This is a genomic window from Stenotrophomonas sp. Steno-C18, from assembly GCF_056393195.1.
Genome location: NZ_JBWJOX010000006.1, coordinates 24,656 through 49,872, shown reverse-complemented (window position 1 = coordinate 49,872; position 25,217 = coordinate 24,656). Strand labels below are relative to the sequence as shown.

22 protein-coding genes are annotated in these 25,217 nt (G+C 68.4%); 8 read left to right on the top strand and 14 right to left on the bottom strand.

The features are described 5' to 3' along the window. Positions 1–15: 15 nt before the first annotated feature. Genes cysT through AC06FE_RS13125 form a run of 3 tightly spaced genes read right to left on the bottom strand, consistent with a single transcriptional unit; the run spans position 16 to position 3,438 of the window. Positions 16–852, bottom strand: a complete 837-nt coding sequence (cysT, locus tag AC06FE_RS13135; RefSeq protein ID WP_313254273.1) for a sulfate ABC transporter permease subunit CysT — start codon at positions 850–852, stop codon at positions 16–18. A gap of 24 nt (positions 853–876) precedes the next feature. Further along, a complete protein-coding gene (locus tag AC06FE_RS13130) occupies positions 877–1,899 on the bottom strand; it encodes a sulfate ABC transporter substrate-binding protein (protein WP_478073275.1) in 1,023 nt (340 codons plus the stop codon). A gap of 12 nt (positions 1,900–1,911) precedes the next feature. Beyond that, on the bottom strand, positions 1,912–3,438 hold the full coding sequence (locus AC06FE_RS13125) for an OprO/OprP family phosphate-selective porin (RefSeq protein ID WP_478073274.1): 1,527 nt from the start codon (positions 3,436–3,438) through the stop codon (positions 1,912–1,914). A 65-nt stretch (positions 3,439–3,503) separates the two neighbouring features. Here AC06FE_RS13125 and kbl point away from each other — a divergent pair, with 65 nt between their 5' ends. Continuing rightward, positions 3,504–4,718, top strand: a complete 1,215-nt coding sequence (gene kbl / locus AC06FE_RS13120) for a glycine C-acetyltransferase (protein WP_313254101.1) — start codon at positions 3,504–3,506, stop codon at positions 4,716–4,718. A gap of 148 nt (positions 4,719–4,866) precedes the next feature. Here the strand turns inward: kbl and AC06FE_RS13115 are convergent, their stop codons facing one another. From AC06FE_RS13115 to AC06FE_RS13100, 4 genes are all read right to left on the bottom strand, one after another. Further along, positions 4,867–5,154 carry a hypothetical protein gene (locus AC06FE_RS13115; RefSeq protein WP_132862539.1) on the bottom strand — a complete coding sequence of 96 codons (288 nt, stop codon included), beginning with the start codon at positions 5,152–5,154 and terminating at the stop codon, positions 4,867–4,869. 84 nt (positions 5,155–5,238) lie between these two features. Next, entirely contained in the window at positions 5,239–6,051 is an 813-nt protein-coding gene (locus AC06FE_RS13110) for a pseudouridine synthase (RefSeq protein ID WP_478073273.1), read from the bottom strand. 27 nt (positions 6,052–6,078) lie between these two features. Beyond that, positions 6,079–6,582, bottom strand: a complete 504-nt coding sequence (locus AC06FE_RS13105; protein WP_132862537.1) for a hypothetical protein — start codon at positions 6,580–6,582, stop codon at positions 6,079–6,081. 181 nt (positions 6,583–6,763) lie between these two features. Further along, complete coding sequence (locus tag AC06FE_RS13100) at positions 6,764–7,867, bottom strand: OmpA family protein (RefSeq protein WP_192286574.1); 1,104 nt, start codon at positions 7,865–7,867, stop codon at positions 6,764–6,766. A gap of 383 nt (positions 7,868–8,250) precedes the next feature. Between AC06FE_RS13100 and AC06FE_RS13095 the strand changes: the two genes are divergently transcribed. Continuing rightward, a complete protein-coding gene (locus tag AC06FE_RS13095) occupies positions 8,251–9,276 on the top strand; it encodes a zinc-binding alcohol dehydrogenase family protein (protein ID WP_478073272.1) in 1,026 nt (341 codons plus the stop codon). Positions 9,277–9,377: 101 nt separating this feature from the next. Further along, positions 9,378–9,998 carry a membrane protein YczE gene (gene yczE, locus AC06FE_RS13090; protein WP_192286576.1) on the top strand — a complete coding sequence of 207 codons (621 nt, stop codon included), beginning with the start codon at positions 9,378–9,380 and terminating at the stop codon, positions 9,996–9,998. A gap of 40 nt (positions 9,999–10,038) precedes the next feature. Here yczE and AC06FE_RS13085 read toward each other — a convergent pair whose 3' ends face one another. Continuing rightward, positions 10,039–12,042: an LTA synthase family protein gene (locus AC06FE_RS13085; protein ID WP_478073271.1), complete on the bottom strand. Its 2,004-nt coding sequence runs from the start codon at positions 12,040–12,042 to the stop codon at positions 10,039–10,041. 228 nt (positions 12,043–12,270) lie between these two features. Between AC06FE_RS13085 and AC06FE_RS13080 the strand changes: the two genes are divergently transcribed. The 3 genes from AC06FE_RS13080 (at position 12,271) to AC06FE_RS13070 (ending at position 15,877) form a co-directional block, all read left to right on the top strand. Continuing rightward, positions 12,271–14,301, top strand: a complete 2,031-nt coding sequence (locus AC06FE_RS13080) for an oxidoreductase (protein ID WP_478073270.1) — start codon at positions 12,271–12,273, stop codon at positions 14,299–14,301. A 397-nt stretch (positions 14,302–14,698) separates the two neighbouring features. After that, positions 14,699–15,157, top strand: a complete 459-nt coding sequence (locus tag AC06FE_RS13075) for a cell wall hydrolase (protein WP_132862532.1) — start codon at positions 14,699–14,701, stop codon at positions 15,155–15,157. 102 nt (positions 15,158–15,259) lie between these two features. Next, positions 15,260–15,877 (top strand): glutathione S-transferase N-terminal domain-containing protein, encoded by a 618-nt coding sequence (locus AC06FE_RS13070; RefSeq protein ID WP_192286579.1) that lies wholly within the window; start codon positions 15,260–15,262, stop codon positions 15,875–15,877. A gap of 78 nt (positions 15,878–15,955) precedes the next feature. Here the strand turns inward: AC06FE_RS13070 and msrA are convergent, their stop codons facing one another. From msrA to msrB, 3 genes are read right to left on the bottom strand one after another with little or no spacing between them, the layout of a single operon-like run. Continuing rightward, positions 15,956–16,690 (bottom strand): peptide-methionine (S)-S-oxide reductase MsrA, encoded by a 735-nt coding sequence (msrA, locus tag AC06FE_RS13065; RefSeq protein ID WP_478073269.1) that lies wholly within the window; start codon positions 16,688–16,690, stop codon positions 15,956–15,958. Positions 16,691–16,704: 14 nt separating this feature from the next. Further along, a complete protein-coding gene (locus AC06FE_RS13060; RefSeq protein WP_478073268.1) occupies positions 16,705–18,471 on the bottom strand; it encodes a cytochrome c biogenesis protein DipZ in 1,767 nt (588 codons plus the stop codon). Positions 18,472–18,504: 33 nt separating this feature from the next. After that, positions 18,505–19,008, bottom strand: coding sequence for a peptide-methionine (R)-S-oxide reductase MsrB (gene msrB / locus AC06FE_RS13055; protein ID WP_478073267.1), 504 nt, complete (start codon positions 19,006–19,008; stop codon positions 18,505–18,507). Positions 19,009–19,152: 144 nt separating this feature from the next. Here msrB and AC06FE_RS13050 point away from each other — a divergent pair, with 144 nt between their 5' ends. Next, positions 19,153–19,872: a response regulator transcription factor gene (locus AC06FE_RS13050; protein ID WP_132862527.1), complete on the top strand. Its 720-nt coding sequence runs from the start codon at positions 19,153–19,155 to the stop codon at positions 19,870–19,872. Then, entirely contained in the window at positions 19,869–21,359 is a 1,491-nt protein-coding gene (locus AC06FE_RS13045; protein ID WP_478073266.1) for a sensor histidine kinase, read from the top strand. Before AC06FE_RS13050 ends, AC06FE_RS13045 begins: the two co-directional genes overlap by 4 nt. Positions 21,360–21,386: 27 nt before the next feature. Here AC06FE_RS13045 and AC06FE_RS13040 read toward each other — a convergent pair whose 3' ends face one another. The 3 genes from AC06FE_RS13040 to prpE all read right to left on the bottom strand — a co-directional run bounded on the left by AC06FE_RS13040 (position 21,387) and on the right by prpE (position 25,039). Then, entirely contained in the window at positions 21,387–22,448 is a 1,062-nt protein-coding gene (locus AC06FE_RS13040) for a suppressor of fused domain protein (RefSeq protein ID WP_132862525.1), read from the bottom strand. Between the two features lie 89 nt (positions 22,449–22,537). Next, entirely contained in the window at positions 22,538–23,026 is a 489-nt protein-coding gene (locus AC06FE_RS13035; RefSeq protein ID WP_192286586.1) for a hypothetical protein, read from the bottom strand. Between the two features lie 132 nt (positions 23,027–23,158). Then, positions 23,159–25,039, bottom strand: coding sequence for a propionate--CoA ligase (prpE, locus tag AC06FE_RS13030; RefSeq protein ID WP_478073265.1), 1,881 nt, complete (start codon positions 25,037–25,039; stop codon positions 23,159–23,161). Positions 25,040–25,217: the final 178 nt, after the last annotated feature.

Sequence of the window (25,217 nt, the reverse complement as noted above, 5' to 3'; positions counted from 1 at the left end):
CCAGGACCTGTTCGTTCATCGCGTGCCCCGCCGTTGCAGCCAGGCCTGCAGGCTGTTGACCAGCAACAGCACCGCGAAGGACAACAGCAGCATCGCCCCGGCAATCGCGGTGGCGCCGGCGTAATCAAACTCTTCCAGGCGGATGGTGATCAGCAGCGGCGCGATCTCGGTACGGTTGGGCAGGTTGCCGGCGATGAAGATCACCGAGCCGTACTCGCCCACGCCGCGTGCGAAGGCCAGCGCGAAGCCGGTCAGCATCGCCGGCCACAATGCCGGCACCACCACCCGCGTGATGGTCTGCAGGCGCGAGGCGCCCAAGGTCGCCGACGCCTCTTCCAGCTCGCGCTCGGCCTCGGCCAGCACCGGCTGCACGATCCGCACCACGAACGGCAGGCCGACGAACACCAGCGCCACGACGATGCCCAGCGGCGTGTAGGCGATCTTCAGGCCCAGCGGTTCCAGCCATTGGCCCAACCAACCCTGGCCGCCGTACAACGCGGTCAGGGCGATGCCGGCCACCGCGGTCGGCAATGCGAAAGGCAGGTCGATCATCGCGTCGAACACGCGCCGGCCCGGGAACGAATAGCGCACGAACACCCACGCCACCCATGTCCCCATCACCGTGTTGAACGCAGCGGCGGCAAAGGCCGTGCCGAAGCTCAGGCGCAGCGCGGCCAGCACGCGCGGCTCGGTCCATATCTGCCAGATCCCGGCCAACCCCAGTCCGGAGGCCTTGAGGAACACGCCGGCCAACGGGATCAGCACGATCAGGCCCAGCCAGAACAGCGTCACGCCCATCCCAAGGCCAAAGCCGGGCAGGACCCGGCGTGGGCGCCGCACGCGCGGCGGCAGTGCTTCAGCGCTTGCGGCCACCGCTTACTTGCTCGCCTGGATCTGGTCGAACAGGCCACCGTCGGCGAAGTGCTCGGCCTGTGCCCGTTCCCAGGAGCCGAACGCCTGGCGGATGGTGACCAGCTGCACCTGCGGGAAGCGCGCGATGTCGGCCGGCGCGGCGTACTGCGGGTTGCGCGGCCGGTAGTAATGACGGGCGGCGATGCGCTGCCCTTCCGGCGAGTACAGGTACTGCAGGTAGGCCTGCGCCACCTCGCGGGTGCCATGGCGGTCGACGTTGCGGTCCACCAGCGCCACCGACGGTTCGGCCAGGATCGACTGGCGCGGCACCACGATCTCGAACTTGTCCGGGCCCAGTTCTTCCTGCGCCAGGAAGGCCTCGTTCTCCCAGGCCAGCAGCACGTCGCCGATGCCGCGCTGCACGAACGTGGTGGTCGCGCCGCGCGCGCCGGTATCGAGCACCGGCACGTTGCGGAACAACGCGCGCATGTAGTTCAGCACCTTGTCGCGGTCGCCCTTGAAGATATGGTCGGCGTAGGCCCAGGCGGCCAGGTAGTTCCAGCGCGCGCCGCCGGAGGTCTTCGGGTTCGGCGTCACCACCGACACGCCGCTGCGCAGCAGGTCCGGCCAATCGCGGATGCCCTTCGGATTGCCCTTGCGCACCAGGAACACGATCGTGGAGGTGTACGGCGCGCTGTTGTCCGGCAGGCGGCTTTCCCAGTTCGCCGGCAGCAGCTTGGCCTTGTCGGCGATCGCATCGACGTCATAGGCCAGGGCCAGCGTCACCACGTCGGCCTCGATGCCATCGATCACCGCGCGCGCCTGCTTGCCCGAACCGCCATGCGAGGTTTCGATGCTGACGGTGTCGCCCTTGGTTTCCTTCCAGTGCTTGGCGAAAGCGGCGTTGAAATCACGGTACAGCTCGCGGGTGGGGTCGTAGGAAACGTTGAGCAACTGCACGTCACGCGCGACGGCGGTGCCGGCTCCGATGGTCAACAGCAGGGCCAGCGTGGCCACGCCGATGCGGGGGAGGAAGGAATGCTTCACGAAGGCTCTCCGTCAGAAGGAAACTTGCAGGCGCGAGAAAACGGCTTTTTCATCCGGCAGCCGTGCGGCGCCGGCAGTGGCATCGAAGCGGCTCTGCAGGTAGTTGGTGGCCAGCTTGAGGTTCGGCGTCAGGTACCAGTTCGCCCCCACCGTCCAGGCGCGGATGTGCGAGGCCGAGGTTGCCGGATCGGCGTAGAACGGGAATGCCGCCTCGTCGATCTCCAGTTCGCCATAGCGCGCGGTGAGCTCGAACGCACCCAGCCCGCCGTTGACGCCAAACGGGCGCGACGGTGTCACTCCGCGGTAGCTGGCGTCCTCGCCGCTCAGCACGTAGCTGGCCGTGGCCTGCCAGGCGCGGTGTTCCAACGCCGTGCGCCGTGCATCCCGCGCCACTTCCTGCCGCGAGGCGATGTACTCGGCCTGCAGGCCGAAGCCATTGCGGTAGAACCATCCCTGCGGCGACCAGCGCAGCGTGTCGCCGTCGGCGATCACCGCGCTGCGGTAGTTGAAGAACGTCGCCTGGCCGGGCGAGCGGTAGCGCGGCAGGAAGTTGTTGCCGCTGCCATGCTTCTGCCCGGCGCTGGCCCCCAGGCCGAAGCCCAGTCCTGACCACGCGCTGTCCGTGCCCTTGAGCGGCTCGAAGAACACGCGGCCGGCATACTCGAAATCATCGTCCGGGTTGCTGGTCACCGCATCACGGCCATCGACCGTGCCGTTGAACACGCCCACCGCGTAACTGAAGCGGCCCTTGCCCAGCTCACCCTGCAGCTGCACGCCCAGGTCACGGTTGGGCGCCAGCTCGCTGACCAGCGCCCGCTCGACGTCCACCAACGCGGCCGACGACTGCAGGCGTTCCAGACCGATCGGCGAGGTGAACTTGCCCACCCGCAACGTGTAGGCCGGATCGAACCGCAGATCCGCATAGGCATCCACGATGGTGGCGCTGTCTCCGGCGAACTCCGGGGTGAAGCGATAAGCCACCCGCTTGCCCAGCGAACCTTCCAAGGTCGGTCGTGCGGTGCGCAGCAGGAAGGTGTCGTTCTGGCGGCTGTCACCGACGAACACGCGGGCATCGCCCTGCAGCAGGCCGCGCAGCTTCAGTTCGTAGTTGCCATCGCCGGACTTGAACGAAGCCCCCTTCTGGTCGACGGTGATCTTCGGCGCGGCCTTGGCTGCGGCCACGCGTTCCTCTTCCTGCAGTTCCAGGCGACGTTCAAGGATGCGCAGGCGCTGGTCCAGATCGGCCAGACCGGCACCTTCGGCCGGCGTGCCGTCGGACACCCCGGCCAGACGCTCCAGACGTTCCAGACGCTGCTGCAGCTGCTCGACCGTCAACTGCTGCGCCTGTGCCGATGACCAGGCCCCACACACCGCCAGGGCCAGGCTGAGGGACAACAGCTTCCTGGTCGGCAGGGTGAACAGGGGGCGTGGCGCGGTCATCGACGGCTCCTGGCGGGCATTGGGCAGGCTGCTGATGCTGCGGGCGCACACGTCCGGGGAGAAATGACTTACGGCGCGGCGCTTATAGCCATCGCGCATGACGCCCGCCGCGCTCACCCCGGTGCCGGTAAAATCGGCCTTCCTTTCCGCCGCAAGACCCTGCCATGACCGCAACCGCGAACACCTCCCCGCTCACCCGGCACTACGCCGAGGAACTGGACACCATCCGCGCGCAGGGGCTGTTCAAGTCCGAACGCATCATCACCAGCCCGCAGTCGGCCGAAATCACCCTGGACGATGGCCGCAGCGTGCTGAACTTCTGCGCCAACAACTACCTGGGCCTGGCCGACCACCCGGACCTGATCCAGGCGGCCAAGGATGCGCTGGACACGCACGGCTTCGGCATGGCCTCGGTGCGCTTCATCTGCGGCACCCAGGACCTGCACAAGCAGCTGGAGAAGCAGATCGCCGAGTTCTTCGGCAAGGACGACACAATCCTCTACGCCGCCTGCTTCGACGCCAACGGCGGCCTGTTCGAACCGCTGCTGGGCGAGAACGACGCGATCATCTCCGACGCGCTCAACCACGCCTCGATCATCGACGGCGTGCGCCTGTGCAAGGCCAAGCGCTTCCGCTACGCCAACTGCGACATGGCCGACCTGGAAGCCCAGCTGCAGGCCGCCGACGCTGCGGGTTGCAAGACCAAGCTGATCACCACCGACGGCGTGTTCTCGATGGACGGCTTCATCGCGCCGCTGGACGAAATCACCGCGCTGGCCAAGAAGTACAACGCGCTGGTGCACATCGACGAATGCCACGCCACCGGCTTCCTCGGCGACACCGGCCGTGGCTCGGCCGAGGTGAAGGGGGTGCTCGACAAGATCGACATCATCACCGGCACCCTCGGCAAGGCCATGGGCGGTGCACTGGGTGGCTTCACCTGCGCCAGCGCCGAAGTGGTCGAACTGCTGCGCCAGCGCTCGCGCCCGTACCTGTTCTCCAACTCGCTGCCGCCGCACGTGGTGGCCGCCGGCATCAAGGCCTTCCAGATGCTGGCCGCCGCCGACGACCTGCGTGCCACTCTGCGCGAGAACACCGCGTATTTCCGCGAAAGGATGACCGCCGCCGGTTTCGACGTGAAGCCGGGCGTGCATCCGATCAGCCCGGTGATGCTGTACGACGCGCCGCTGGCGCAGAAGTTCGCGCAGCGCCTGCTGGAAGAAGGCATCTACGCGATCGGCTTCTTCTTCCCGGTGGTGCCCAAGGGGCAAGCCCGCATCCGCACCCAGATCAGCGCCGCGCACAGCCGCGCCCACCTGGATCGCGCGATCGATGCCTTCACCCGCATCGGCAAGGAACTGGGCGTGATCAAGGGTTGATCCAGCCCCACCGCGACAAACGAAAACAGGCGCCCCAGGGCGCCTGTTCTTTTTCTGCTGGTGCGGCGCCGGGTTCCGCTGGCGCCTTACCGATTTGCCCGGGCATCGCCTGCCAGGCCTGGCCCGTCACACCAGGCCCTCACCTGCATCAGTTCTTGGCCGCCGCGTCCGCCGCTGGCGCGCCCTTGGCCACGCGGATGCCGTTTGCCTTCATCCAGGCGTCGAACTGGTCGGCGCTCATCCTGTTCTCGCCCTGCTGCATCAGGAACCGGTAATTGCCCAAGGCATCCTTCTCGGCGGTCGGTTCCTGCACGGTCACCGTGATCGGCTTTTCCTCGACCTGTGCCACCGGCTTGCCCGACGACGCGCAACCCACCATCGCCGCCAACGAACCCATCAACACCGACACTCCGGATACGCGGATAAGAGCTTGCATGACCATCACCTCTGGAAAACTGAGGGCCAGTCTAATCCATCACTGCAACAAATCCAGCTATTTCACTGAATTCTATGGAATAAATCAGCCGCCAGGTGCGCGCAGCGCATTCAGCTCCGCGGCATCCAGCTCCCGCCACTGCCCCTTGCCCAGCGTCCCCAGTTGCACCGGGCCGATCGCCACCCGCATCAACCGCAGCACGTCGAAGCCCAGCACCTTGAGCAGCCGGCGGATATGCCGGTTGCGGCCTTCGTCGAGCACCACTTCCAGCCAGGCGTTGCGTCCGCCCTGCTGCAGCACCCGCACCGAATGCGCGGCAAGGTGCTCACCGGCATCGTCGATCCCTTCGTGCATGCGTGCCAGCTGCGCCGCATCCGGCACGCCGTCGATCTGCACGCGATAGGTCTTCAACGGCCCCGTCGCCGGGTCGGTCTGGCGCGCGGCCCACTCCGGGTCATTGCTGAAGAACAGCAGCCCTTCGCTGGCCTTGTCCAAGCGCCCGACCGGCGCCAACCACGGCAAGCCCGCCCCGTCGAAGCACTGGTATACCGTCTGCCTGCCCTGCTCGTCCTGCACCGTGGTCACCAGGCCACGCGGTTTGTTCAGGGCGATGTAGAGGCGTCTTTCCGCCACCAGCGGCTGGCCATCGAGCAGCACCACGTGGCGTCCGGCAACCACGGGGAACTCCGGGTCGCGCACCAGGCGCCCATCCACGCTCACCCGCCCCTCCAGCACGCGCCGGGCCGCTTCGCTGCGCGAGCACACCCCGGCCTTGGACAGCACCCGCGCCAGTCCGTGCCGTACCTGCGTCGCCGCGGCGCCCTTGGCCGAATGCAAACGCCCGCCTGGCTTGGCCGGGCGGGCGTTCGGGGAAGACGTGGGCTTGCGCGGACGCATCAGCAGCGGCGCACGGCGCCTTCGTCCTTACTTGGTTTCGGTGGCCGGCTGCGCTGCCGGTGCCGCCTCGGCGGTGGTGGCCGCATCCGGGGCCGGGCGCGCCTTGACCACGCGCACGCCACGCGCCTTCATCCAGGCATCGAACTCCTCGGCGGTCATGCGCTTGCCGTTCTGGCTCATGTCAAAGCGCCACGGCGTGTTGTCGAACTCGGTCTGCGGCTTGTAGGCGGCCGGGTCATTGGCATTGATCGCCGGGCGGGCCGGGATCGCGCTGGCGACGTTGTTGCAGCTTTCCACGCGCAGGCGCATCAGCACGCGGTCCAGCGACTGCTCCTCGCCACCGGCCGAACTCAGCACGCCGGACGGCATGCCCAGCTGGCCCGGTCGCACGTACAGCTCCGAGGCAACCGGGGCGATCACCGTGGCCGGCAGCGGAGCGGGCTGCATCGACGGCGCCGAGCAATCCACTGCTGCGTGGGCGGCCGGCACAGCGGCCAGCACGACGAGACCAGCCAGGGCGATACGCAGCATCAGTAATTCCATTAGCGAAGAGAACGCGGCGAGTGTAGGCAGCCCCCGCACCGCTTTCAACCGCTACGTGCAGCTGTCTGCGGCTGACTGCGATCCACGTCATGCCATGCATGGTGCCGGCGCAAAAAAAACAAGGCCCGGCTTTCGCCGGGCCTTGCATTGCATCAAGTGAAGCGTCCGATCAGTTCTGGACGTTCAGCTCGGTGCGGCGGTTCTTGGCGCGACCTTCCGGGTTGTCCGAACCATCAGCATTGGTGTTCGGAGCAATCGGACGGCTCTCGCCGTAGCCGATCGGGCCCTGCAGACGCGAAGCCGACACACCGTTGGTGGTCAGGTAGTCGTACACGGCCTTGGCGCGGCGCTCGGACAGCTTCTGGTTGTAAGCGTCGGTACCCTTCGAGTCGGTGTGACCGGCAACTTCAACGCGCAGATCCGGGTAACGCTTCAGGATCTCGGTAGCCTCGCTCAGGATCGCAACAGCGTCCGGACGCAGGGTGGCCTTGTCGAAGTCGAAGTTCACGCCCTTCAGGTCGATGGAGACCGGCACCGGGCAACCGTCCGGACCGATGGTCTGACCCGGCTGCGAGTTCGGGCACTTGTCGTCGCAGTTGTTGACGCCGTCACCGTCGTCATCCAGGTCAGCGCAGCTCGGAGCAACCGGAGCCGGTGCCGGAGCAACAGCGGCAACCGGGGCCGGGCCCAGCGGGATCACGACGCCGACCGAAGCCAGCACGTCGCCGAACCAATCCTGGTCGTCGCCAGCCAGCGACGGAGCGATGCTCTTGTCGTCGAAGTCAGCGCGGTAGGCCAGTTCGGCACGAACGGCAACACGCTTTTCGAAGGTAGTCTGCAGACCGACGCCGACCTTGGCGGCCAGGTTGCCGTCCTTGCGGTCCAGCAGGTTGCCGGCCTGGGTCAGGTACTCTTCTTCAGACTTCTGGTAGCCCAGGCCTGCCAGCAGGTACGGGTTCCAGCCACGGCCTTCCTGGATGAAGTGGCGACGCAGGTCCAGCGAGACGCCGTACTGCGACCAGTTCTGGTCCTGGTTCTTGTCGAAGTTCGGGTTCTGGTAGTTCAGCTCACCGTCCAGCGACCAGTTCGGGCTGATGAACTTACCCAGGCCCAGCGTGGCGAACGGGGCATCGTTGGTGCCGCGATCGCCGTCCTGGAAGTTGAAGCCGGCCGAACCGGTCAGGTACCAGCGGTCGTCGAATTCCTGGGCCGAAGCGGCCTGGGCGAAAGCCAGACCACCGAGCAGTGCGGCGGTAAGGATCTTCTTGTTCATGAAATACAGCTCCTTGTTTCGGGGGTATGAAACCGGTAGAGGCATGGTCCAGCACAGCGATATCGTTCGTCGCGTTCAGAGACGGCCGTTTCCGCACGCCATCGCGGTGCACATTATGCGCTGGGCCGTGAAGGCGATGTTAACGGTCATATAACAAATTGCGCGACCACCAGACCTCTACGTGTCCGGCTGAGCGCACCGTATACAGCTTCATCAACCCGTGCAAGAGCCTGACACAGCAGGGTTTCCCGGCTTTTTGCTGCAATGCGGTCAATTTCGTCCGTTAAGCCCGTGAAAATACTGGGATGCCGTCGCAGTTACCGCCAGCTGAACCGTTTGCTGAGTATGATCCGGCGATCCCCCCTGCAACGGAACTTTCCCGCATGAAAGCGATCGGCCTGACCCGTTACCTGCCCATCGAAGATCCCGATTCGCTGCAGGACCTGTCCGTGGACCCACCTGCCAGCCCGCAGGGACAGGACATCCTGGTCCAGGTACAGGCGGTATCGGTCAATCCGGTGGACACCAAGCTGCGCGCCCCCAAGGCCGGTGAGGAAAGCCCGGCCCGCATCCTGGGCTTCGACGCCGCCGGCACGGTGGTGGCGGTCGGCCCGGAGGTCACCGCGTTCGAGGTCGGCGACGAGGTGTACTACGCCGGTGACGTGACCCGCCCCGGCTGCGACGCGCAGCTGCAGCTGGTCGACGAACGCCTGGTCGGGCGCAAGCCCACCACGCTGGACTTCGCCGAAGCCGCCGCGCTGCCGCTGACCACCCTGACCGCCTGGGAGCTGCTGTTCCAGCGCATGCCGTTCCAGCTGGATGGCCGCCGCAATGCCGGCAGGACCCTGCTGGTGATCGCCGGCGCCGGCGGCGTCGGCTCGATCGCGATCCAGCTGGGCCGGCATGCCGGTTTCACCGTGGTGGCGACCGCCTCGCGCGAGGCCAGCGTGCAGTGGTGCCGGCTGATGGGGGCCGAACACGTCATCGACCATCGCCAGCCGCTGGCCCCGCAACTGCAGGCACTGGGCATCACCCAGGTGGACGCGGCACTGAACCTGGCCGACACCGACCTGTACTGGCAGCAGCTCGGCGAGCTGCTGGCGCCGCAGGGTCATGTCGGCCTGATCGTCGAGCCGTCCGGCGCGCTGCGCATCGGCGACCCCTACAAGGCCAAGTGCATCGGCATCCACTGGGAAATGATGTTCGCCCGTGCCCGCTTCCGCACCGCCGACATGATCGAGCAGCACCGCATCCTGACCCGCGCTGCCAGCCTGATCGATGCCGGCGAACTGCGCACCACGCTGACCGGGCGGCTCGGCAGCATCAACGCCCGGAACCTGCGCCAGGCGCACCAGCAGCTCGAGTCCGGCCGCACCATCGGCAAACTGGCGCTGGAAGGCTGGGACTGACGCCGCCGCGTTGCAGCCTGCCAGGCGGCGTCGCCGGACGATGCCGCCTCCCCTCCTGCAGGACCGTCGCACGCGCGGCGGCCCGCCACTGGTCGACATCCATGCCCCGCCTGTTCTTTCCCCGCCTGCTGCAACTGCTGCTCGGGCTGTTCCTGTTCGGCATCGCCTCGGCGCTGATGATCCGTGCCAGCATCGGCATCGCCCCGTGGGACGTGCTCAGCCAGGGCGTTTCCCTGCGCAGCGGGCTGTCGTTCGGCTGGGTCACCAACCTGATCGGCGTGGCAGTGCTGCTGATGTGGCTGCCGCTGCGCCAACGCCCCGGGCTGGGCACGGTACTCAACGTGCTGCTGATCGGCCCCAGCGCGCAGCTCGGCCTGAACCTGCTGCCGCCGGCCAGTGGCCTGGTCTGGCAGGTCCTGCTGTTCGCCGCCGGCCTGCTGCTGATGGCGCTGGCCACCGGCCTCTACATCGGCGCCCGATTCGGTCCGGGCCCGCGCGACGGCCTGATGACCGGGTTGCATGCACGTACCGGCTGGCCGATCTGGAAAGTGCGCACCCTGATCGAAGCCAGCGCGCTGCTGCTGGGGTGGTGGCTGGGCGGCAACGTCGGCTGGGGCACGCTGGCCTTCGCCGTGTTCATCGGCCCCCTGTGCGGGCTGACCCTGCCGCTGTTCGATCGCCAGCGCGCGCTGTCCCCTGCCGCGGACGGCCGCCGGGCCTGAGCCCGTTCGCGCGGCATTGCCCAAGGCAACACACCGGACCTCAGCGCCGCTTCTGCAGCACCTGGTCGCGGATGTACCAATCGCGCAATGCCACCCCCGCGGCGACGCGGCGTGCGCGGGCCGCGATCGCCGCGTCCGGTGCGACGCCTTCGACGGCCAGGTGACGGGCGTCCTTCCACGCATGCAACTGGGGGGTGGCGAGCGGCCACAGCACGCCCTGCGGGGTGTACAGGCGATCGAACTGGGCCAGTGCATCGCCGCCGTCCCCGGCGGCCCCCCACAGGTTGCGACCGGTGGCGAAGTACGACTGCCCCGGCAACGCCAGCGACACCACCGTCGGGATCAGGTCGGCATGCCCGGCGAAGGCGCGGGTATCGGGCACGCTGCCCGCGGGAGCGAAGGCCTGCGGCACCCGCAGCCAGGCGAACACGCGGTCCACGTCGACCTGCTCGGCCGGCAGGTCGTAGCGGTAGTGGGTCCGCAGGTTGTGGTCGCCGGCCGCGGCGATGATGGTGCGCTCGCCGAGCGGGCTTTCCCGCAACGTCTGCAGGAACGCGCCGAACTCGTCGGCCTGGTACTGGTAGGTGGTCAGCATGCGCCGCAGCTCGGCGGTGTCGGGCAGCGCGCGCGGACCCAGTGCCGCCGGATCCTGCGGCAGCGTGCGGTGCGCGGTGTCCAGCTGGAACGGCGGGTGGTTGCTGGTGGTCAGCACCACCAGGAACAACCGCTCGCCATCGGCATCGGCCTTGGCTAGCAGCGCCTGGGCGAAACGGAACAGCCAGGCGTCATACAGGCCCCACTCGGTGCCATCGGCCTTGGGGAACTGCTGGCGGATGTCACGCGCGTCGTAGACGCGGTCGAAGCCCTGGCGGGTGAAGGTGGTGCCGATCTCGCGCCAGTCGCTGCCACCGCCGTAGACGAAGGCGGTGCGGTAGCCGGCGCGCTTGAACGGCAACGCGGCGGAACTGTCGAAGGTGATGCGTGCGTTGCGGCCGACGGTCAGCGGCGTGATCGGCGACCCGAGCAGCAGGTTCTCCAGTTCCGGGTGAGTGCCGTTCTGGCCGGCGATGAAGTTGTCGAAACGGTAGCCATGGGCGAGCTCGCCACGCAGGCGTCCCAGCATGTCGTTGCCGGGGCCGTCGCTGTACAACAGGTCCTGGCCGAACGACTCCAGCAACCCGACCACCACGTGCGGCGAGCTGGACAGCGTGCGCGGCGTACCGGGTGCGGTCGGGAACAGCGCGGCCCGTACATGGCCCGGTTCACCGGAAGGCAGGCCCGCGGCGTGGGCCGCTTCCTGCAGGCTGGTGAACCCGAGCCGGTGCACGCCGACCAGCGGGTCGGTGCCGACGTCGGTTTCCTTGGCGCGCACGCGGGCGGCGCGGTAGAGCGTCAGCGGCGCGTTGAGCACCAGCGCATTGACGAACGGGTCGGCCGAGACGGTGACGTCACGACGCACCAGCGGGAAGGTCCCCACCGAACCGCGCGCCAGCAGCAGCAACAGCACGCACTGCACGACCAGCACGGCGGCCTTGCCCCAGCCACCGGACCCGGCCGGCCAGCGCAGGCCCAGCCATTGCCCCAGCCGCGGCACCAGCCAGCCCAGCGCGAGGCCGGCAACCAGCAGGGCCAGCACGCCGGGGACGACCGGGTAGTCGTCCCAGACGGTCTGCAGGATCGCCCCGGTATCGTCCTCGAACATGCCGAAGACGATCGGGTCGAACCGCGTCTTGTAGAAGGCGTAGTAGAAGTGCTCGCAGATGGACAGCAGCGCGAACAGCAGCAGGATCGCGACCAGCAGCCATTGCGCGCAGCGCACCGCCTGCTCGCGCCGGCCCGACAACCACAGCGGTGCGGCCAGCAGGGCCACCAGCAGCGCGGACACCGCGCCGGCCACCAGGTCATAGCGCATGCCCTGCCACAGCACCGGCCACAGCAACTCGCTGCCCCGGCCCGCGCCGGCATAGGCCAGCCACATCGAGACCCGCGCCACCGCACCGAACATGGCAATCCCTGCCACCAGCAGCCACAAGCGCGGGAACAACCTCGCCCCTGCTGGCGAAGAAATCTGTGTATTCAAAATAGTGACGCCCCTGTCCTGCCAGCGCTGGAACCCGGCCGGCCGGCACGGATTGTAATCCGTTGGCAACAACCATTTGCTAGGCAGGGCACCTTCCCCGCCGGCGGTTCCGGCGGGGTGCCAGGGCGAGGATTGAGAAAAGGCGGCCTTGCCCCTCAGAATGGGGGCATTCCGTACGCAAGCGTATCCAAAATGACGCCAGCCACCGACACCGCCTATCCGCACCTGTTCGCACCGCTGGACCTGGGCTTCACCCAGCTCCGCAACCGCATCCTGATGGGCTCGATGCATACCGGCCTGGAGGACCACAGCCGCGACTTCCCCAAGCTGGCCGCCTATTTCGGCGAGCGCGCGGCCGGCGGTGCGGCGCTGCTGGTCACCGGCGGCTTTTCACCGAACATCGCCGGCTGGCTGGCGCCGTTCGGCAGCAAGCTGTCCTGGCCCTGGGAAGTGGGTCGGCACCGCCCGGTCACCGCGGCGGTCCACGCGCACGGCGCCAAGATCTGCCTGCAGCTGCTGCATGCCGGCCGCTACGCCTACCATCCGTTGCAGGTAGCCCCCTCGAAGCTGAAGGCACCGATCAACCCGTTCACCCCGCGCGCGCTGAGCAGTTGGGGCGTGGACCGCCAGATCGCCAGCTACGCCCGCGCCGCCCGGTTGGCCCGCGAGGCCGGCTACGACGGCGTGGAGGTGATGGGCTCGGAGGGCTACCTGATCAACGAGTTCATCGCCCCGCGCACCAACAAGCGCAGCGATGCCTGGGGCGGCGACGCCAGCAAGCGCATGCGCTTTGCCGTGGAGATCGTGCGCCGCATCCGCGAGGCCTGCGGCCCGGACTTCATCATCATCTACCGGTTATCGCTGCTGGACCTGGTCGAGGACGGCAGCAACTGGGAAGAGATCCTGCTGCAGGCCAAGGCCATCGAAGCGGCCGGGGCCACGATCATCAACTCCGGCATCGGCTGGCACGAGGCGCGGGTCCCGACCATCGCCACTTCGGTGCCGCGCGCGGCGTTCACCGGCGTGACCGCCAAGCTGCGGCCGCACGTCAACGTGCCGGTGGTGGCGGTCAACCGCATCAACATGCCGGACGTGGCCGAACGGGTGCTGGCCGATGGCCACGCCGACATGGTCTCGCTGGCACGCCCGTTGCTGGCCGACCCGCACTGGCCGGCCAAGGCCCGCGCCGGGAAACCGGAGACCATCAATACCTGCATCGCCTGCAACCAGGCCTGCCTGGACCACATCTTCGTCAACAAACGCGCTACCTGCCTGGTCAACCCGCGCGCCGCGCACGAGACTGAACTCGTCTACCGCCCGACCCCTGCGCCCAAGCGGGTAGCGGTGGTCGGCGCCGGCCCGGCCGGCCTGGCCTGCGCCACGGTCGCGGCCGAGCGTGGCCACCAGGTCACCCTGTTCGATGCCGCCGGCGAGATCGGCGGGCAGTTCAATGTCGCCAAGCGCATCCCGGGCAAGGAAGAGTTCCACGAGACCCTGCGCTACTTCCGCCATCGCCTGGCCGACACCGGCGTGGACGTGCGCCTGGACACCCGCGCCGACGCCGCCACGCTGGCCGGCTTCGACGAGGTCGTGGTCGCCACCGGCATCCTGCCGCGCCGGGTGGACTTCCCCGGTGCCGACCACCCGATGGTGGTGAGCTACCTGGACGTGCTGCTGGGCCGGGTCCACGCCGCCGACAAGGTGGCGATCATCGGCGCCGGCGGCATCGGCTTCGACGTCGGCGAGTTCCTGGTCCACGAAGGCCCTTCGCCGGCGCTGGACCCGGCACGCTGGATGGCCGAATGGGGCGTGGACCCGAGCTTCAACAACCGGGGCGCGCTCACCCGCCCGCAGCCCGAAGCGCCGGCCCGCAAGGTCTGGCTGCTGCAGCGCAGCCCGGGCAAGCCCGGCGCGCGTCTGGGCAAGACCACCGGCTGGATCCACCGCGCCACGCTCAAGGCCAAGGGTGTGCAGATGCTGGGCGGGGTCGAGTACCTGGGCGTGGACGACCACGGCCTGCGCATCCGCGTGGATGGCCAGGAGCAGTTGCTGGACGTGGGCACCGTGGTGATCTGCGCCGGCCAGGAGCCGCAGCGCGGCCTGGCCGCCGAGCTGCAGGCGCAGGGCCGCAGCGTCCACATCATTGGCGGTGCCGACGTCGCCGCCGAACTGGACGCCAAGCGGGCCATCGACCAGGGCAGCCGGTTGGCCGCGGCACTCTGAGGGCCCATGCACGCCGGGCAACCCGCCCGGCGGCGCCGCGTCACCGGCCTGCGCGGCACGCACTGCCGTCTTTTCCGTGATGAAAAGCACAGTCGTAGCCCGGGCGGCGGGGTCGAAAACGGTCCCGCCGGCCGGTTCCGGCCCCTGCAACAAACCTGAATGTCAAGAATCCGCATTCAGGAAAAGTTTGGGATCGCCCCCCTACCTTGCGCGCACTTCTCGCTCACCCACCAGTTCCGGTGAGCAAGGCGCGGCCCTCCCCGATCTGATCGAGGGCCGCCCACGGGGCGGCCCCGATGCCACGGCCGCCTCCCCATAACGCCAAGTCGCGGTTGTCCCTGGTTCCATCCGATATCCGGAACCCGGCGGCCGTGGCCCACACGGAGCAAGGAGATTTATGAAACTGGCCTGGATTCTCTGGCTGTCGCAGATGTTGCCGCAGCCGGCAGCCGACTCGTTGTGCCTGAGCACCACCGTTTACCTGGAAGCCCGCGACCAGACCCTGCGCGGCCAACAGGCCGTCGCCGAAGTCGCCCTACGCCGCCTCGACAGTGGCCTGTGGGGGGACTCGATGTGCCAGGTGGTGACGGCACGCAAGCAGTTCGCCCCTACCCTGGTGGCACCGGGTACCCAACTGCGCAATGACGACGCCTGGGCCGAAGCCGTCGACGTGGCCTTCGCCGCCGAGCGCAACTGGGCGCTGCCGGCCGGGGAGCGCAAGGAGATCGTGCCGGGCGCCAGCCACTTCGCCGCCCACGCCATCGCCAGCCCGAGCTGGCGCAACGCCTACCAGGTGGCCACCATCGGCGGGCACACCTTTTATAAGGTGCAGTCGCTCAAGCCGCGTTCGTCCTGAGCCCGCGTCCCAGCGCCCGGACAGTGCGTGCCACCGCGCCATCACCGGTCATTCCCCGGTTGTGGCGATAATGCGGGTCCATTCCTTTCCTCCAGGACCCGCATGAAGCTCTACACCAAGCCAGGCGCCTGCTCGCTGGCCGACCACATCACCCTGATCTGGTCCGGCCTGCCGTTCGAGGCGGAGGTTGTCGACTACGCCACCATGAAGTCGCCGGAGTTCCTGGCCAGGAACCCGGCCGGTGCGGTGCCGGTGCTCGAGGACGACGGCTGGGTGCTGACCCAGAATGCCGCCATCCTGCACTACATCAGCGGCAAGGCCCCTCAGGCCGCGCTCGATGGTGGCAGCGACCTGCGCACCCGTGCCGAAGTGGACCGTTGGCTGTCCTTCGTCAACGCCGACGTTCATCCGGCCTTCCATCCGATCTTCGGTTCGACCAAGTACCTGGGCGACGAGGCGGCCATCGCGCTGACCCAGCAGAACGCGCGCGAGAAGCTGCGCGGCTACTTCCAGCGCATCAACGACCGCGTGGCACAGGTCGACTGGCTGGGCGGCACGCCGCGCCCGTCGATCGCCGATGCCTATGCCTTCGTGACCCTGCGCTGGGCCCGTGGCACCAAGGTCGACCTGAGCGGCCTGGACGCACTGGACCGCTATGAGCAGCGCCTGCGCGCCGACGCCGCGGTGCAGGCCGCGATGCAGGCCGAAGGCCTGAGCTGAGCCCCGCGCCACCGCGCACATCACGGGCCGCCGGTACAGTTGCCGGCGGCCCGTTGCGTTTTCGGCGCCCGCGCCGGCTCAGCGCACCGACACCGTCATCATCAGCTGCGGCGTCTGCCGGTAAAGGGCCGGGTACTGCTGCCTGAGCGCCTCCACCTTCGGCAGGTCGTTGATGCGCACGTACAGCGCATCCGGATGCAGTGCGAGGTAGTTCTGGTGATAGCCCTCGGCCACGTAGAACGCCTTGCCTCCGTCCACGCGGGTGGCCAATGGCGCGGGGAACACGCCACTGCGCTGCAGCTGCGCGATGTAGGCCAGGCTCGCCGCACGCATGCCCGCATCGTCGGCATAGATCGCCGAACGGTACTGGCTGCCATGGTCCGGCCCCTGCCGGTTCAACTGGGTCGGGTCGTGCACCACCGAGAAGAACACCTGCATCAGCTGCGCGTAACTGACCTGGGCCGGGTCGTAGGTGACCTGCACCGCTTCGGCATGACCGGTGGTTCCGCTGCTGACCCGCGCATAGTGGGCGTCGGCAGCGCTGCCACCGATGTAACCGGACACCGCGCTCTGCACGCCCTTCACGTGCTGGAACACGCCCTGCACGCCCCAGAAGCAGCCACCGGCAAACACCACCCGGGCGTGCCGCATGCCAGGCTGGCGCAGGTCCGCCGCGCCGGCGGCGGCCGGCACCGGGACCTTGGCCGGCGCCGCCTGCACCGGCCGGCCCATGCCCAGCACCATCGCCATCAGCAGGCCGGCAACGGCCATCGCGATGCCGCCGGCCACCCATTTTTCCGTTGCGATCTTCATCGTCTGCTCCCGGTTCAACCAAAGGTGAAGGCATAGGCACGCACGTCCGGATCCAGGAACTCGATCTCGAAGCTGCGTTCCTGGACATCGCCGTGTTGGCGGATCAATTGGTACAGGCGGTTCTCGTCGACACGGCCCTCACCGCTGGCCGATACGTCGCCGCCGGCGTCGGCACCGGGTGCCTTGCCATCGATGCGCACGCGGAAGCGCACCGGATGGGCCGGGTCGCGGGGCGCCAGCACCAGATGCAGGTCACGGGCATGGAAGCGGAACACGATGCGACCGCCGCGCTGCTGCAGCTGCGCGTCTTCGCCCTCCACTTTCCAGCGGCCGGCGAGCGCCCACTGGTTGAGCTGCAGCGACGTCGGCGCCCGGTAGTCAGCCACCTGGCCGGGCTTCTGCCCGCCCGGCGAGGCAAAGTGCTCGGCGCGCGCATGGCCAATGTAGGTTTCCGGCGAGAGCAGGTTGTCCATGTCCGCCTGCAATGCCACGCCTTCCTGTGCGCCGCCCATCATGGTCGGCGCCTCGCCGGGCAGCGGGTTGCCCGCCTCGCGCAGCAGCTGGCGGATGATCTGCTCGGAGTTGGCGTAGTCGCCCTCACCGAAGTGGTGGGCACGGATGCGCCCCTGCGCATCGATGAAGTAGTGCGCCGGCCAGTAGTGGTTGTCGAAGCCGCGCCAGATCGCGTAGTCGTTGTCAATGGCCACCGGATAGGTGATGCCCAGTTCCTTCACCGCACGCTCCACGTTGTCGCGGTCACGTTCGAAGGCGAACTCCGGTGCATGCACGCCGATCACCACCAACCCGTGGTCGCGGTAGCGCCCGGCCCACTGCCGCACGTATGGCAAGGTGCGCAGGCAGTTGATGCAGGAATAGGTCCAGAAATCGACCAGCACCACCTTGCCGCGCAGCGTTGCTGCCTCCAGCGGCGGGCCGTTGAGCCAGGCCGTTGCACCGGCCAGCGAAGGCAATGCGCCCTCGACCGGCAAAGCCGCACCCGCGCCGGGGTCAGCGGCCATCATCATCATCGCCGGCCCAGCCCCGCGGGCAGGCGTGTGCCAGCGGTCCAGCAGGCCCTGCTCCAGCCGGGTGGTACTGGGCGTGGAGGCACGGGTCAGCAGCCCGGTGTCCCAGCCCATCGCGATCGCAACCACCGCCAGCAATGCCGCCGCGCCCAGGCCCCGCCGGATCCACTCGCTGGTCCCCAGCCGCCGCTTCAACGCCGCGAACACGCGCCCGCCGACCCACACCGCCAATCCCAGCGCAGTGGCCGCGCCCAGCGCATAGGCCAGCAACAGCCCGGAGGTGCCGGCATTGGCGCCCTGCAACGCCGCACCGGTCAGGATCAGGCCGAGGATCGGCCCGGCACAAGGCGCCCACAACAGGCCGGTGGCCACGCCCAGCAGCAGCGAGGTCATCACCCCGCCCCGGCCGGCATCGGCGGCACTGTCAGCCACCGTGCCCAGCCGCGCGCCCAGCCGCTGCAGCGGCGACAACAGGCGGTCGGCCAGGGCCGGCCACAACAACGCCAGCGCGAACAGCGCCATCACCACCAGCGCGATCCAGCGCCCGACCTGGTTGGCCTGCACCACCCAATGGCTGCCGACCGCCGCCAGGCTCGCCACCACCGCGAACATCAACGCCATCCCCAGCAGCAACGGCAGGCCGCTGCGCAGGAACGGCCGGTCGGCCCGGGCGAACACGAACGGCAGCACCGGCAGGATGCAGGGGCTGAGCAGGGTGAGCACGCCACCCAGGTAAGCAAGCACGAACAGGAGCATGGAGGGATCCTTGTCGGGGAACGTGGACGGCGCTCAGGCCGCCATGAACTGCAGGGCCACGCCGTTCATGCAGTAGCGCAGGCCGGTCGGGCGCGGGCCGTCGTTGAAGACATGGCCGAGATGGCCGCCGCACCGGTGGCAGTGCACGGCCGCACGCACCATGCCGAAGCCGGTGTCGCGCGCCTGTTCCACCGCGCCGTGCAGCGGTGCCCAGAAACTGGGCCAGCCGGTGCCGCTGTCGAACTTGGTGGCCGAGGAAAACAGCGGCAGCGCGCAACCGGCGCAGGCAAACGTGCCGCGCCGATGCTCGTCGTTGAGCGGGCTGCTGAACGGCCGCTCGGTGCCCTGTCCGCGCAACACCGCGTACTGCCCCGGCGTCAGCAGCTGCCGCCATTGCGCGTCGCTGTGCATGACCTCGAAGCGGTGCCCGGTGGCGGCGGTCGCCGGCGCGGCACGGCCGCAGCCACTGAGGCCGAACAGGCTGGCCGCGGCCAGGCTGCCACCGATGCCCAGCAATCTGCGACGGGTGAGGGACATGGCCAATCTCCTGGCAGGGATGATGTGCCCATGCTGTGCCCGCGACGGTCAACGAATCCTCACGCAGAGTTAAATTTTCCGTGACACATCGCCGCCGCTATCCATCGACAATGGCGACATCTCCCCGCTGGCTCCGACCTGCCGATGAGCAGTGCAAAACGTGTCCTGATCGTCGAGGACGATGCCCACATCGCCAACCTGCTGCGCATGCACCTGCGCGACGAAGGCTATGACGTCACCCACGCCGCCACCGGTGACGAAGGCCTGCGCCTGCTCGAGGACCAGCAATGGAGCGCGCTGGTGCTGGACCTGATGCTGCCCGGCGTGGACGGGCTGGAGATCTGCCGGCGTGCGCGTGCGATGACGCGCTACACGCCGATCATCATCACCAGCGCGCGTGCCAGCGAGGTGCACCGCATCCTTGGCCTGGAACTGGGCGCCGACGATTACCTGGCCAAGCCGTTCTCGATGCTGGAACTGGTGGCACGGGTCAAGGCGCTGCTGCGCCGTGTCGAAGCCATGGCACAGAACGCCCGCATCGATGCCGGCGAGATCGAGACCGCCGGCGTCCGCATCGACCCGGTGGCACGCACCGCGCAGGTGGACGGCACCCCGCTGGACCTCACCCCGCGCGAGTTCGACCTGCTGTACTTCTTCGCCCGTCATCCGGACCAGGTGTACTCGCGCATGGACCTGCTCAACCAGGTCTGGGGCCATCGCCACGATGGCTACGAACACACCGTCAACACACACATCAACCGCCTGCGCAACAAGATCGAACGCGACCCGGCCGAACCGCGGCGCATCCTCACCGTGTGGGGGCGCGGCTACAAGCTGGCCAGCGACGACGGGAGCACGGCATGAACCGGCTCACCCTCTCCCAGCGCCTGTCGGTGGTGTTCTGCGCATTGCTGCTGGTGTGCTGCGGCGCGTTGGCGTGGATACAGATGCGCAGCACGCGCATGCACGAGCAGGAAACCGTGCAGCGCCTGTCGCGCGGCCTGGCCGAGCACATCGCGCGCCGTGGCGAATTGATGGATGCCGGCGGCATGCGCGAAGGCGAGGTCCGCGCGCTGTTCGGCAAGCTGATGGCGGTCAACCCCAGCGTCGAGGTCTACCTGCTCGACGACCAGGGCCGCATCCTCGGCCACGACGCGCCGGATGGGCACCTCAAGCGCGACCGCGTCGACCTGGCCCCGGTGCAGGCGCTGCTGGCTGGCGCGGCCTTGCCGATCCTCGGCGACGACCCGCGCAGCCTCGGCGGGCGCAAGGTGTTCAACGCCGCGCCGCTGGTCGTGCAGGGCCGCCAGGTCGGCTACATCTACGTGGTGCTGGTCGGCGAACAACACGAGGCATTGGCCGCGAACGTCGCCGCCAGCACCAGCCTGCGCACCACGTTGTGGTCGCTGGCCATCGTCGCGGGGGTCGGCCTGCTCGCCGGCGTGGTCGCCTTCCGCTGGGTGACGCGGCCGCTGCGCCAGCTCACCGATGACATCCAGGCCTTCGACATGGAAGCCGGCGCACCGGCCAGGCTGCCCGCACCGCGCGCCCCGCGGCCGGGCGAGCGCGATGAACTCACCATCCTGCAGCACAGCTTCACCCACATGGCCCAGCGCATCGGCGAGCAATGGCAGCAACTGCGCCAGCAGGACCTGCAACGACGCGAGCTGGTCGCAAACATCTCGCACGACCTGCGCACGCCGCTGTCCTCGCTGCATGGCTATCTGGAAACGCTGGCGCTCAAGGACGCCACGCTCAGCCCCGAGGAACGCCAGCGCTACCTCGCCATCGCCCTGTCACAGAGCAACAAGGTCGGCCGGCTGGCGCAGGCACTGTTCGAACTGGCGCGGCTGGAGCACGGCGGCGTGGTGTTGGACCTGCAGGCGTTCTCGCTGCCGGACCTGGTCCAGGACGTGTTCCAGAAATTCGAACTGGCCGCGCAGGCGCGCCGGCAATCGCTGCGCGCCGGGATCCCGGCCGGGCTGCCCGCCGTGGAGGCCGACCTGGGACTGATCGAGCGCGTGCTGACCAACCTGCTCGACAACGCCATCCGCCACACGCCGGAAGGCGGGCACGTGCAGGTGACCCTGCAGGCCGTTGCCGGCGAGGTACGGGTCAGCGTCTCCGATACCGGCCCGGGCATTGCCCCGGAGCGGCGCGCGCAGTTGTTCAGCACGCCGCCGGCACTGGGCAGCCAGCGCCCGGACAGCGGCGGGCTGGGCCTGTTGATCGTGCACCGCATCCTTCAGCTGCACCACCGCCAGATCACGCTCGCCGACAGCGACGAAGGCGCGCGCTTCGAGTTCTCGCTGCCCGTCGCCGGAAGGCACCCGCGCCCGTCCGGCAACTGATCGCCGTCCATCACCGGCGGCCATGCCTCAACCAATCTCGCGGATCACCTCACCCTGCCCGTCGCGCAGCAGCGTCGGCCGTACCTCCACCTGCAAGCGTCCGCCCGGCAGCGGGTAGAGACCGCGCTCGGGCCGCACACTGGCCAGCATCGCCGCCAGGCTGGCATCGGACAGCACGCAGCGCACGCTGTCGGCGTCGCTCTGGACATCGTCGGCGACACCCGGCTCGAAACGCCACTGGCGGTCATTGGCCAGGATCAGCAACGGTTTGTCGTGATGCAGGCGCAACGGCAGCAGTTCCAGCACGCTGGCGACCTGGCCGGCACCCAGCACCAGCGTGGTCAGTGGCCCTTCGACCGACCAGTCCAGCATCTCCACGAACAACATGCCGGTGCTGGAGCCTTCCCGCTGGCTGCCCGCCTCCAGTTGCGCCGCCACCGCCGGATCCTCCAGCAGCGAGGGCCGTGCCAGCTCGGTGATCCACAGCGGCATCGCCGGCAGGAACACGTCCAGCACGCCCTGCGTGGACCAACGCTTGACCGCCGCCATCTCCTCGTCGGTCAGGCCGACCAGCTGCAGGAACGCGAGCCGGCCGTTGGCGCTGGGAATCGGCGGCAGCTGCGGGTCGTTCACGAATGCCAGGTGGCGCAGTTGGGTCGGGCTGTCCAGCGCGATCGGGCCATTGGCATCGAGGTGGTGCCCGGCTTCGAACACATTGCCACTGCTGAACACATAGCGCGCGAGGTTCTGCAGCAGGTTCATCGGCCAGCTCGGCGGGGTGCCTTCACGGTGTTCGCCAGGTTCGGCGGCCAGCCGGAAGGTCAGCTCGAAGCCGAAGCCGCTTTCCTCCAGGTCCTCGCTCTGCTTGTCGTACAGCTCGGAGAACCCGTAGGTGACGTAATGCCAGTGCGGCTGCGGCGCATCGTTCCAGTAGATGCTGATCCCATCCAGCGGATCATTGCCACCGAGCGTATGCGACACCACGGTGCCGTAGTGCTTCGGCTCCTGCCCCGGGTACAGCGCCGCCAACGCGGCGTTGATGGCATCCCATCCCGCGGTGCTGATCCCGCCGTTGTCCTGCTGGTCCATGCCTGCTGCTCCACTGGGTACGAGCGGCCATGATAGTGCCCGTGCGGTGGATCGCCGGCATGCGGCGCGGCCGTCCGGCCGCGCGGCGGTCAGGCCAGTACCTTGGCGCGCGTCTCTTCCAGCCAACGGCTGGCGAATGCCGGGCTCTTGGCCTTGCCCAGCGCACCGGCCACGTCCGGCCACAGCTGTTCCAGCCCCGGTGCATCGCGGCAACGGTCGATCCTGAGCTGGATCATGTAGCCCTTCAGGCCCAGGTGCTTGCGTACCGTTTCGGACATCCAGTCACGCAACTGCTGGTAGCGCAGCGGATCGTCGCCCAGATGGCTGGTCAGCGGAGCCACCGGCGCCGCCGGTGCCCGATCGACGCTGCCACCGACCACTTCGATCAGCCCCAGCGCCGAGAGTTGTTCAAGCACGTCATCCGGCGCACGCAGCCCCAGCGCCATCTGCCGCAGTTCGTTGCCGTCACGCTGCCCGTCCACCAGCAGCAGTACCGACCGCAACCCTGCGGCCAGGCGCAGGCCACGGTCCTCGATTTCCTGGCGGCCAGCGGCCGTCTTGGCATGGATCAATGCCATTCCCCCTCCTCGGTTGTGCATCGCAAACACGGCACGCGCCATTGACCCGGGGCCCCCGCCCCGGATCCGCTTACCTGTACACGTACCGCCCCCTTGCGATCGCCGCCCTTGCGGCCCACCGGCCCGGCTGCGCTAGGTCCCCAGCGCGCGGCGGATTTCCTCCAGAGCGCCCGGGTCGTCGAGTGTCGACAGGTCCCCCGGGTCGCGCCGTTCCGCCAATGCCTGCAACGAACGCCTCAGCAGCTTACCCGAACGCGTCTTGGGAAGCGCGTTGACGATATGCACGTGGGCCGGACGGGCCACCGCTCCCAGCGAGCCGGTCACCCGTTGCACCATCTCCGCGGCCAGCCCCTCGACCTCCTCGGCCGTGGCGGCCTGCTTCAGGGTGACGAACACCAAGGGCACCTGGCCCTTGAGCTCATCGTGCACGCCGATCACCGCCGCCTCGGCCACCCGTGGATGCCCGGAGATGGCCTCCTCGATCTCGCGCGTGCCCAGCCGGTGCCCGGCCACGTTGATCACGTCATCGGTGCGGCCAAGGATGAAGGTGTAGCCGTCCTCGTCGCGGATCGCCCAGTCCAGCGAGCTGTACAGCAGCTCCTTGAAGTGGCTGAAATAGCTCTTGAGGAAGCGATCGTCGTCGTTCCAGACCGTGCTCATGCATCCCGGCGGCAACGGCGGCTGGATCACCAGCACGCCCTTCTGGCCCGGTGCCACTTCCGCCCCGCTCTGCTCGTCGATCACCTTCATCCGGTAACCCAGGTTGGGGAAGCCGGGGGAGCCGAACTTCACCTGCTTCATCTCCAGCCCCGGCAACAGGGTCAGCGCCGGCCAACCGGTTTCGGTCTGCCAGTAGTTGTCGATCACCGGCTTGTGCAGCGCCCCGCTGATCCACTGCGCGGTCGGCTCGTCCAGCGGCTCGCCGGCCAGGAACAGGTACTTCAGCTCGGACAGGTCGTGGCGATGGATGAAGTCCACGTCGTGCTTCTTCAACACGCGGATGGCCGTGGGCGAGGAGAACATCGTGCGCACGCCGTACTGCTCGCACAGCGCCCACCAGATACCGGCATCCGGATGGATCGGCAGGCCTTCGTACAACAGCGACGTGCAGCCACCGATCAGTGGCCCGTACACGTTGTAGGAATGCCCCACCGCCCAGCCAACATCGGACGTGGAGAACATCACCTGCCCCGGTGCGCAATCGAACACCGTGCGCATCGACTGCGCCATCGCCACCGCATAGCCCCCCACGTCACGCTGCACGCCCTTCGGCTTGCCGGTGGTGCCCGAGGTATACAGCAGGTAGCTGGGCTCGTTGGATTCCAGCCACTCCACCGGCACCTCCGCCTCGCCCACCTGCGCGCGCAGCGTGGCGTAGTCCTCGTCACGGCCGGGCACCTTCGGCTCTGCGGCATCCAGCCCGCGCGAGACGATCAGCACCTTCGGCGGCGGGGCCTGCGCTTCCGCACAGGCGGCGTCGACCATCGGCTTGTAGGGGATCACCTTGCCGCCGCGCATGCCGGCATCGGCCGCGATCAGCAGCTTCGGCTGGGCATCGTCGATGCGCAGCGCCAGGTTGTGTGCCGCGAAGCCCCCGAACACCACCGAATGCACCGCGCCGATGCGCGCACAGGCCAGCATCGCGAACACCGCCTCGGCCATGTTCGGCATGTAGATCACCACCCGGTCACCACGGCCGACCTCCAGCCGCTTGAGCACCGCGGCGAAGGCGTTCACTTCGCGGTACAGCTCGCGGTAGGTGATCTCGCGGGTGATGTTGGTCTCGGTGGAAATGGCGACCAGCGCCAGCTGGTCGGCACGTTCGGCCAGGTGTCGGTCGACCGCGTTGTAGCAGAGGTTGGTTTCACCACCGACGAACCAACGCCGGAACGGCGGATGGGAGTAGTCCAGGATCTGCTGCGGTGGACGATGCCAATGGATCGCCTTGGCCTCCTCGGCCCAGAACGCCTCCGGCGCTTCGATGGAACGGCGGTAGATCTGCTCGTACTGCATGACACCCTCCGGAACCTGCCTGGCCTGAGCCGAGCATAGTCCGGAGGACAGGGGCCGCTCCCTGCGACGATGGTCGTACGACCAAAGCCGGCCCTCACCCCAACCCCTCTCCCGCGTGCGGGGCTAGTGCCGTACGCGCCGCAGCAATTCGAGCCCCTCTCCCGCACGCGGGAGAGGG

Coding starts and splice junctions, on each gene's coding strand:
- msrA (WP_478073269.1), bottom strand. CDS start 16,690: ATGAAGATCGCAACGGAAAAATGGGTGGCCGGCGGCATCGCGATGGCC.
- AC06FE_RS13100 (WP_192286574.1), bottom strand. CDS start 7,867: ATGAACAAGAAGATCCTTACCGCCGCACTGCTCGGTGGTCTGGCTTTC.
- AC06FE_RS13045 (WP_478073266.1), top strand. CDS start 19,869: ATGAACCGGCTCACCCTCTCCCAGCGCCTGTCGGTGGTGTTCTGCGCA.
- AC06FE_RS13115 (WP_132862539.1), bottom strand. CDS start 5,154: ATGCAAGCTCTTATCCGCGTATCCGGAGTGTCGGTGTTGATGGGTTCG.
- AC06FE_RS13105 (WP_132862537.1), bottom strand. CDS start 6,582: ATGCTGCGTATCGCCCTGGCTGGTCTCGTCGTGCTGGCCGCTGTGCCG.
- AC06FE_RS13125 (WP_478073274.1), bottom strand. CDS start 3,438: ATGCGCGATGGCTATAAGCGCCGCGCCGTAAGTCATTTCTCCCCGGAC.
- yczE (WP_192286576.1), top strand. CDS start 9,378: ATGCCCCGCCTGTTCTTTCCCCGCCTGCTGCAACTGCTGCTCGGGCTG.
- AC06FE_RS13095 (WP_478073272.1), top strand. CDS start 8,251: ATGAAAGCGATCGGCCTGACCCGTTACCTGCCCATCGAAGATCCCGAT.
- kbl (WP_313254101.1), top strand. CDS start 3,504: ATGACCGCAACCGCGAACACCTCCCCGCTCACCCGGCACTACGCCGAG.
- AC06FE_RS13040 (WP_132862525.1), bottom strand. CDS start 22,448: ATGGACCAGCAGGACAACGGCGGGATCAGCACCGCGGGATGGGATGCC.
- AC06FE_RS13060 (WP_478073268.1), bottom strand. CDS start 18,471: ATGCTCCTGTTCGTGCTTGCTTACCTGGGTGGCGTGCTCACCCTGCTC.
- msrB (WP_478073267.1), bottom strand. CDS start 19,008: ATGTCCCTCACCCGTCGCAGATTGCTGGGCATCGGTGGCAGCCTGGCC.
- AC06FE_RS13080 (WP_478073270.1), top strand. CDS start 12,271: ATGACGCCAGCCACCGACACCGCCTATCCGCACCTGTTCGCACCGCTG.
- AC06FE_RS13070 (WP_192286579.1), top strand. CDS start 15,260: ATGAAGCTCTACACCAAGCCAGGCGCCTGCTCGCTGGCCGACCACATC.
- AC06FE_RS13075 (WP_132862532.1), top strand. CDS start 14,699: ATGAAACTGGCCTGGATTCTCTGGCTGTCGCAGATGTTGCCGCAGCCG.
- AC06FE_RS13035 (WP_192286586.1), bottom strand. CDS start 23,026: ATGGCATTGATCCATGCCAAGACGGCCGCTGGCCGCCAGGAAATCGAG.
- AC06FE_RS13110 (WP_478073273.1), bottom strand. CDS start 6,051: ATGCGTCCGCGCAAGCCCACGTCTTCCCCGAACGCCCGCCCGGCCAAG.
- AC06FE_RS13050 (WP_132862527.1), top strand. CDS start 19,153: ATGAGCAGTGCAAAACGTGTCCTGATCGTCGAGGACGATGCCCACATC.
- prpE (WP_478073265.1), bottom strand. CDS start 25,039: ATGCAGTACGAGCAGATCTACCGCCGTTCCATCGAAGCGCCGGAGGCG.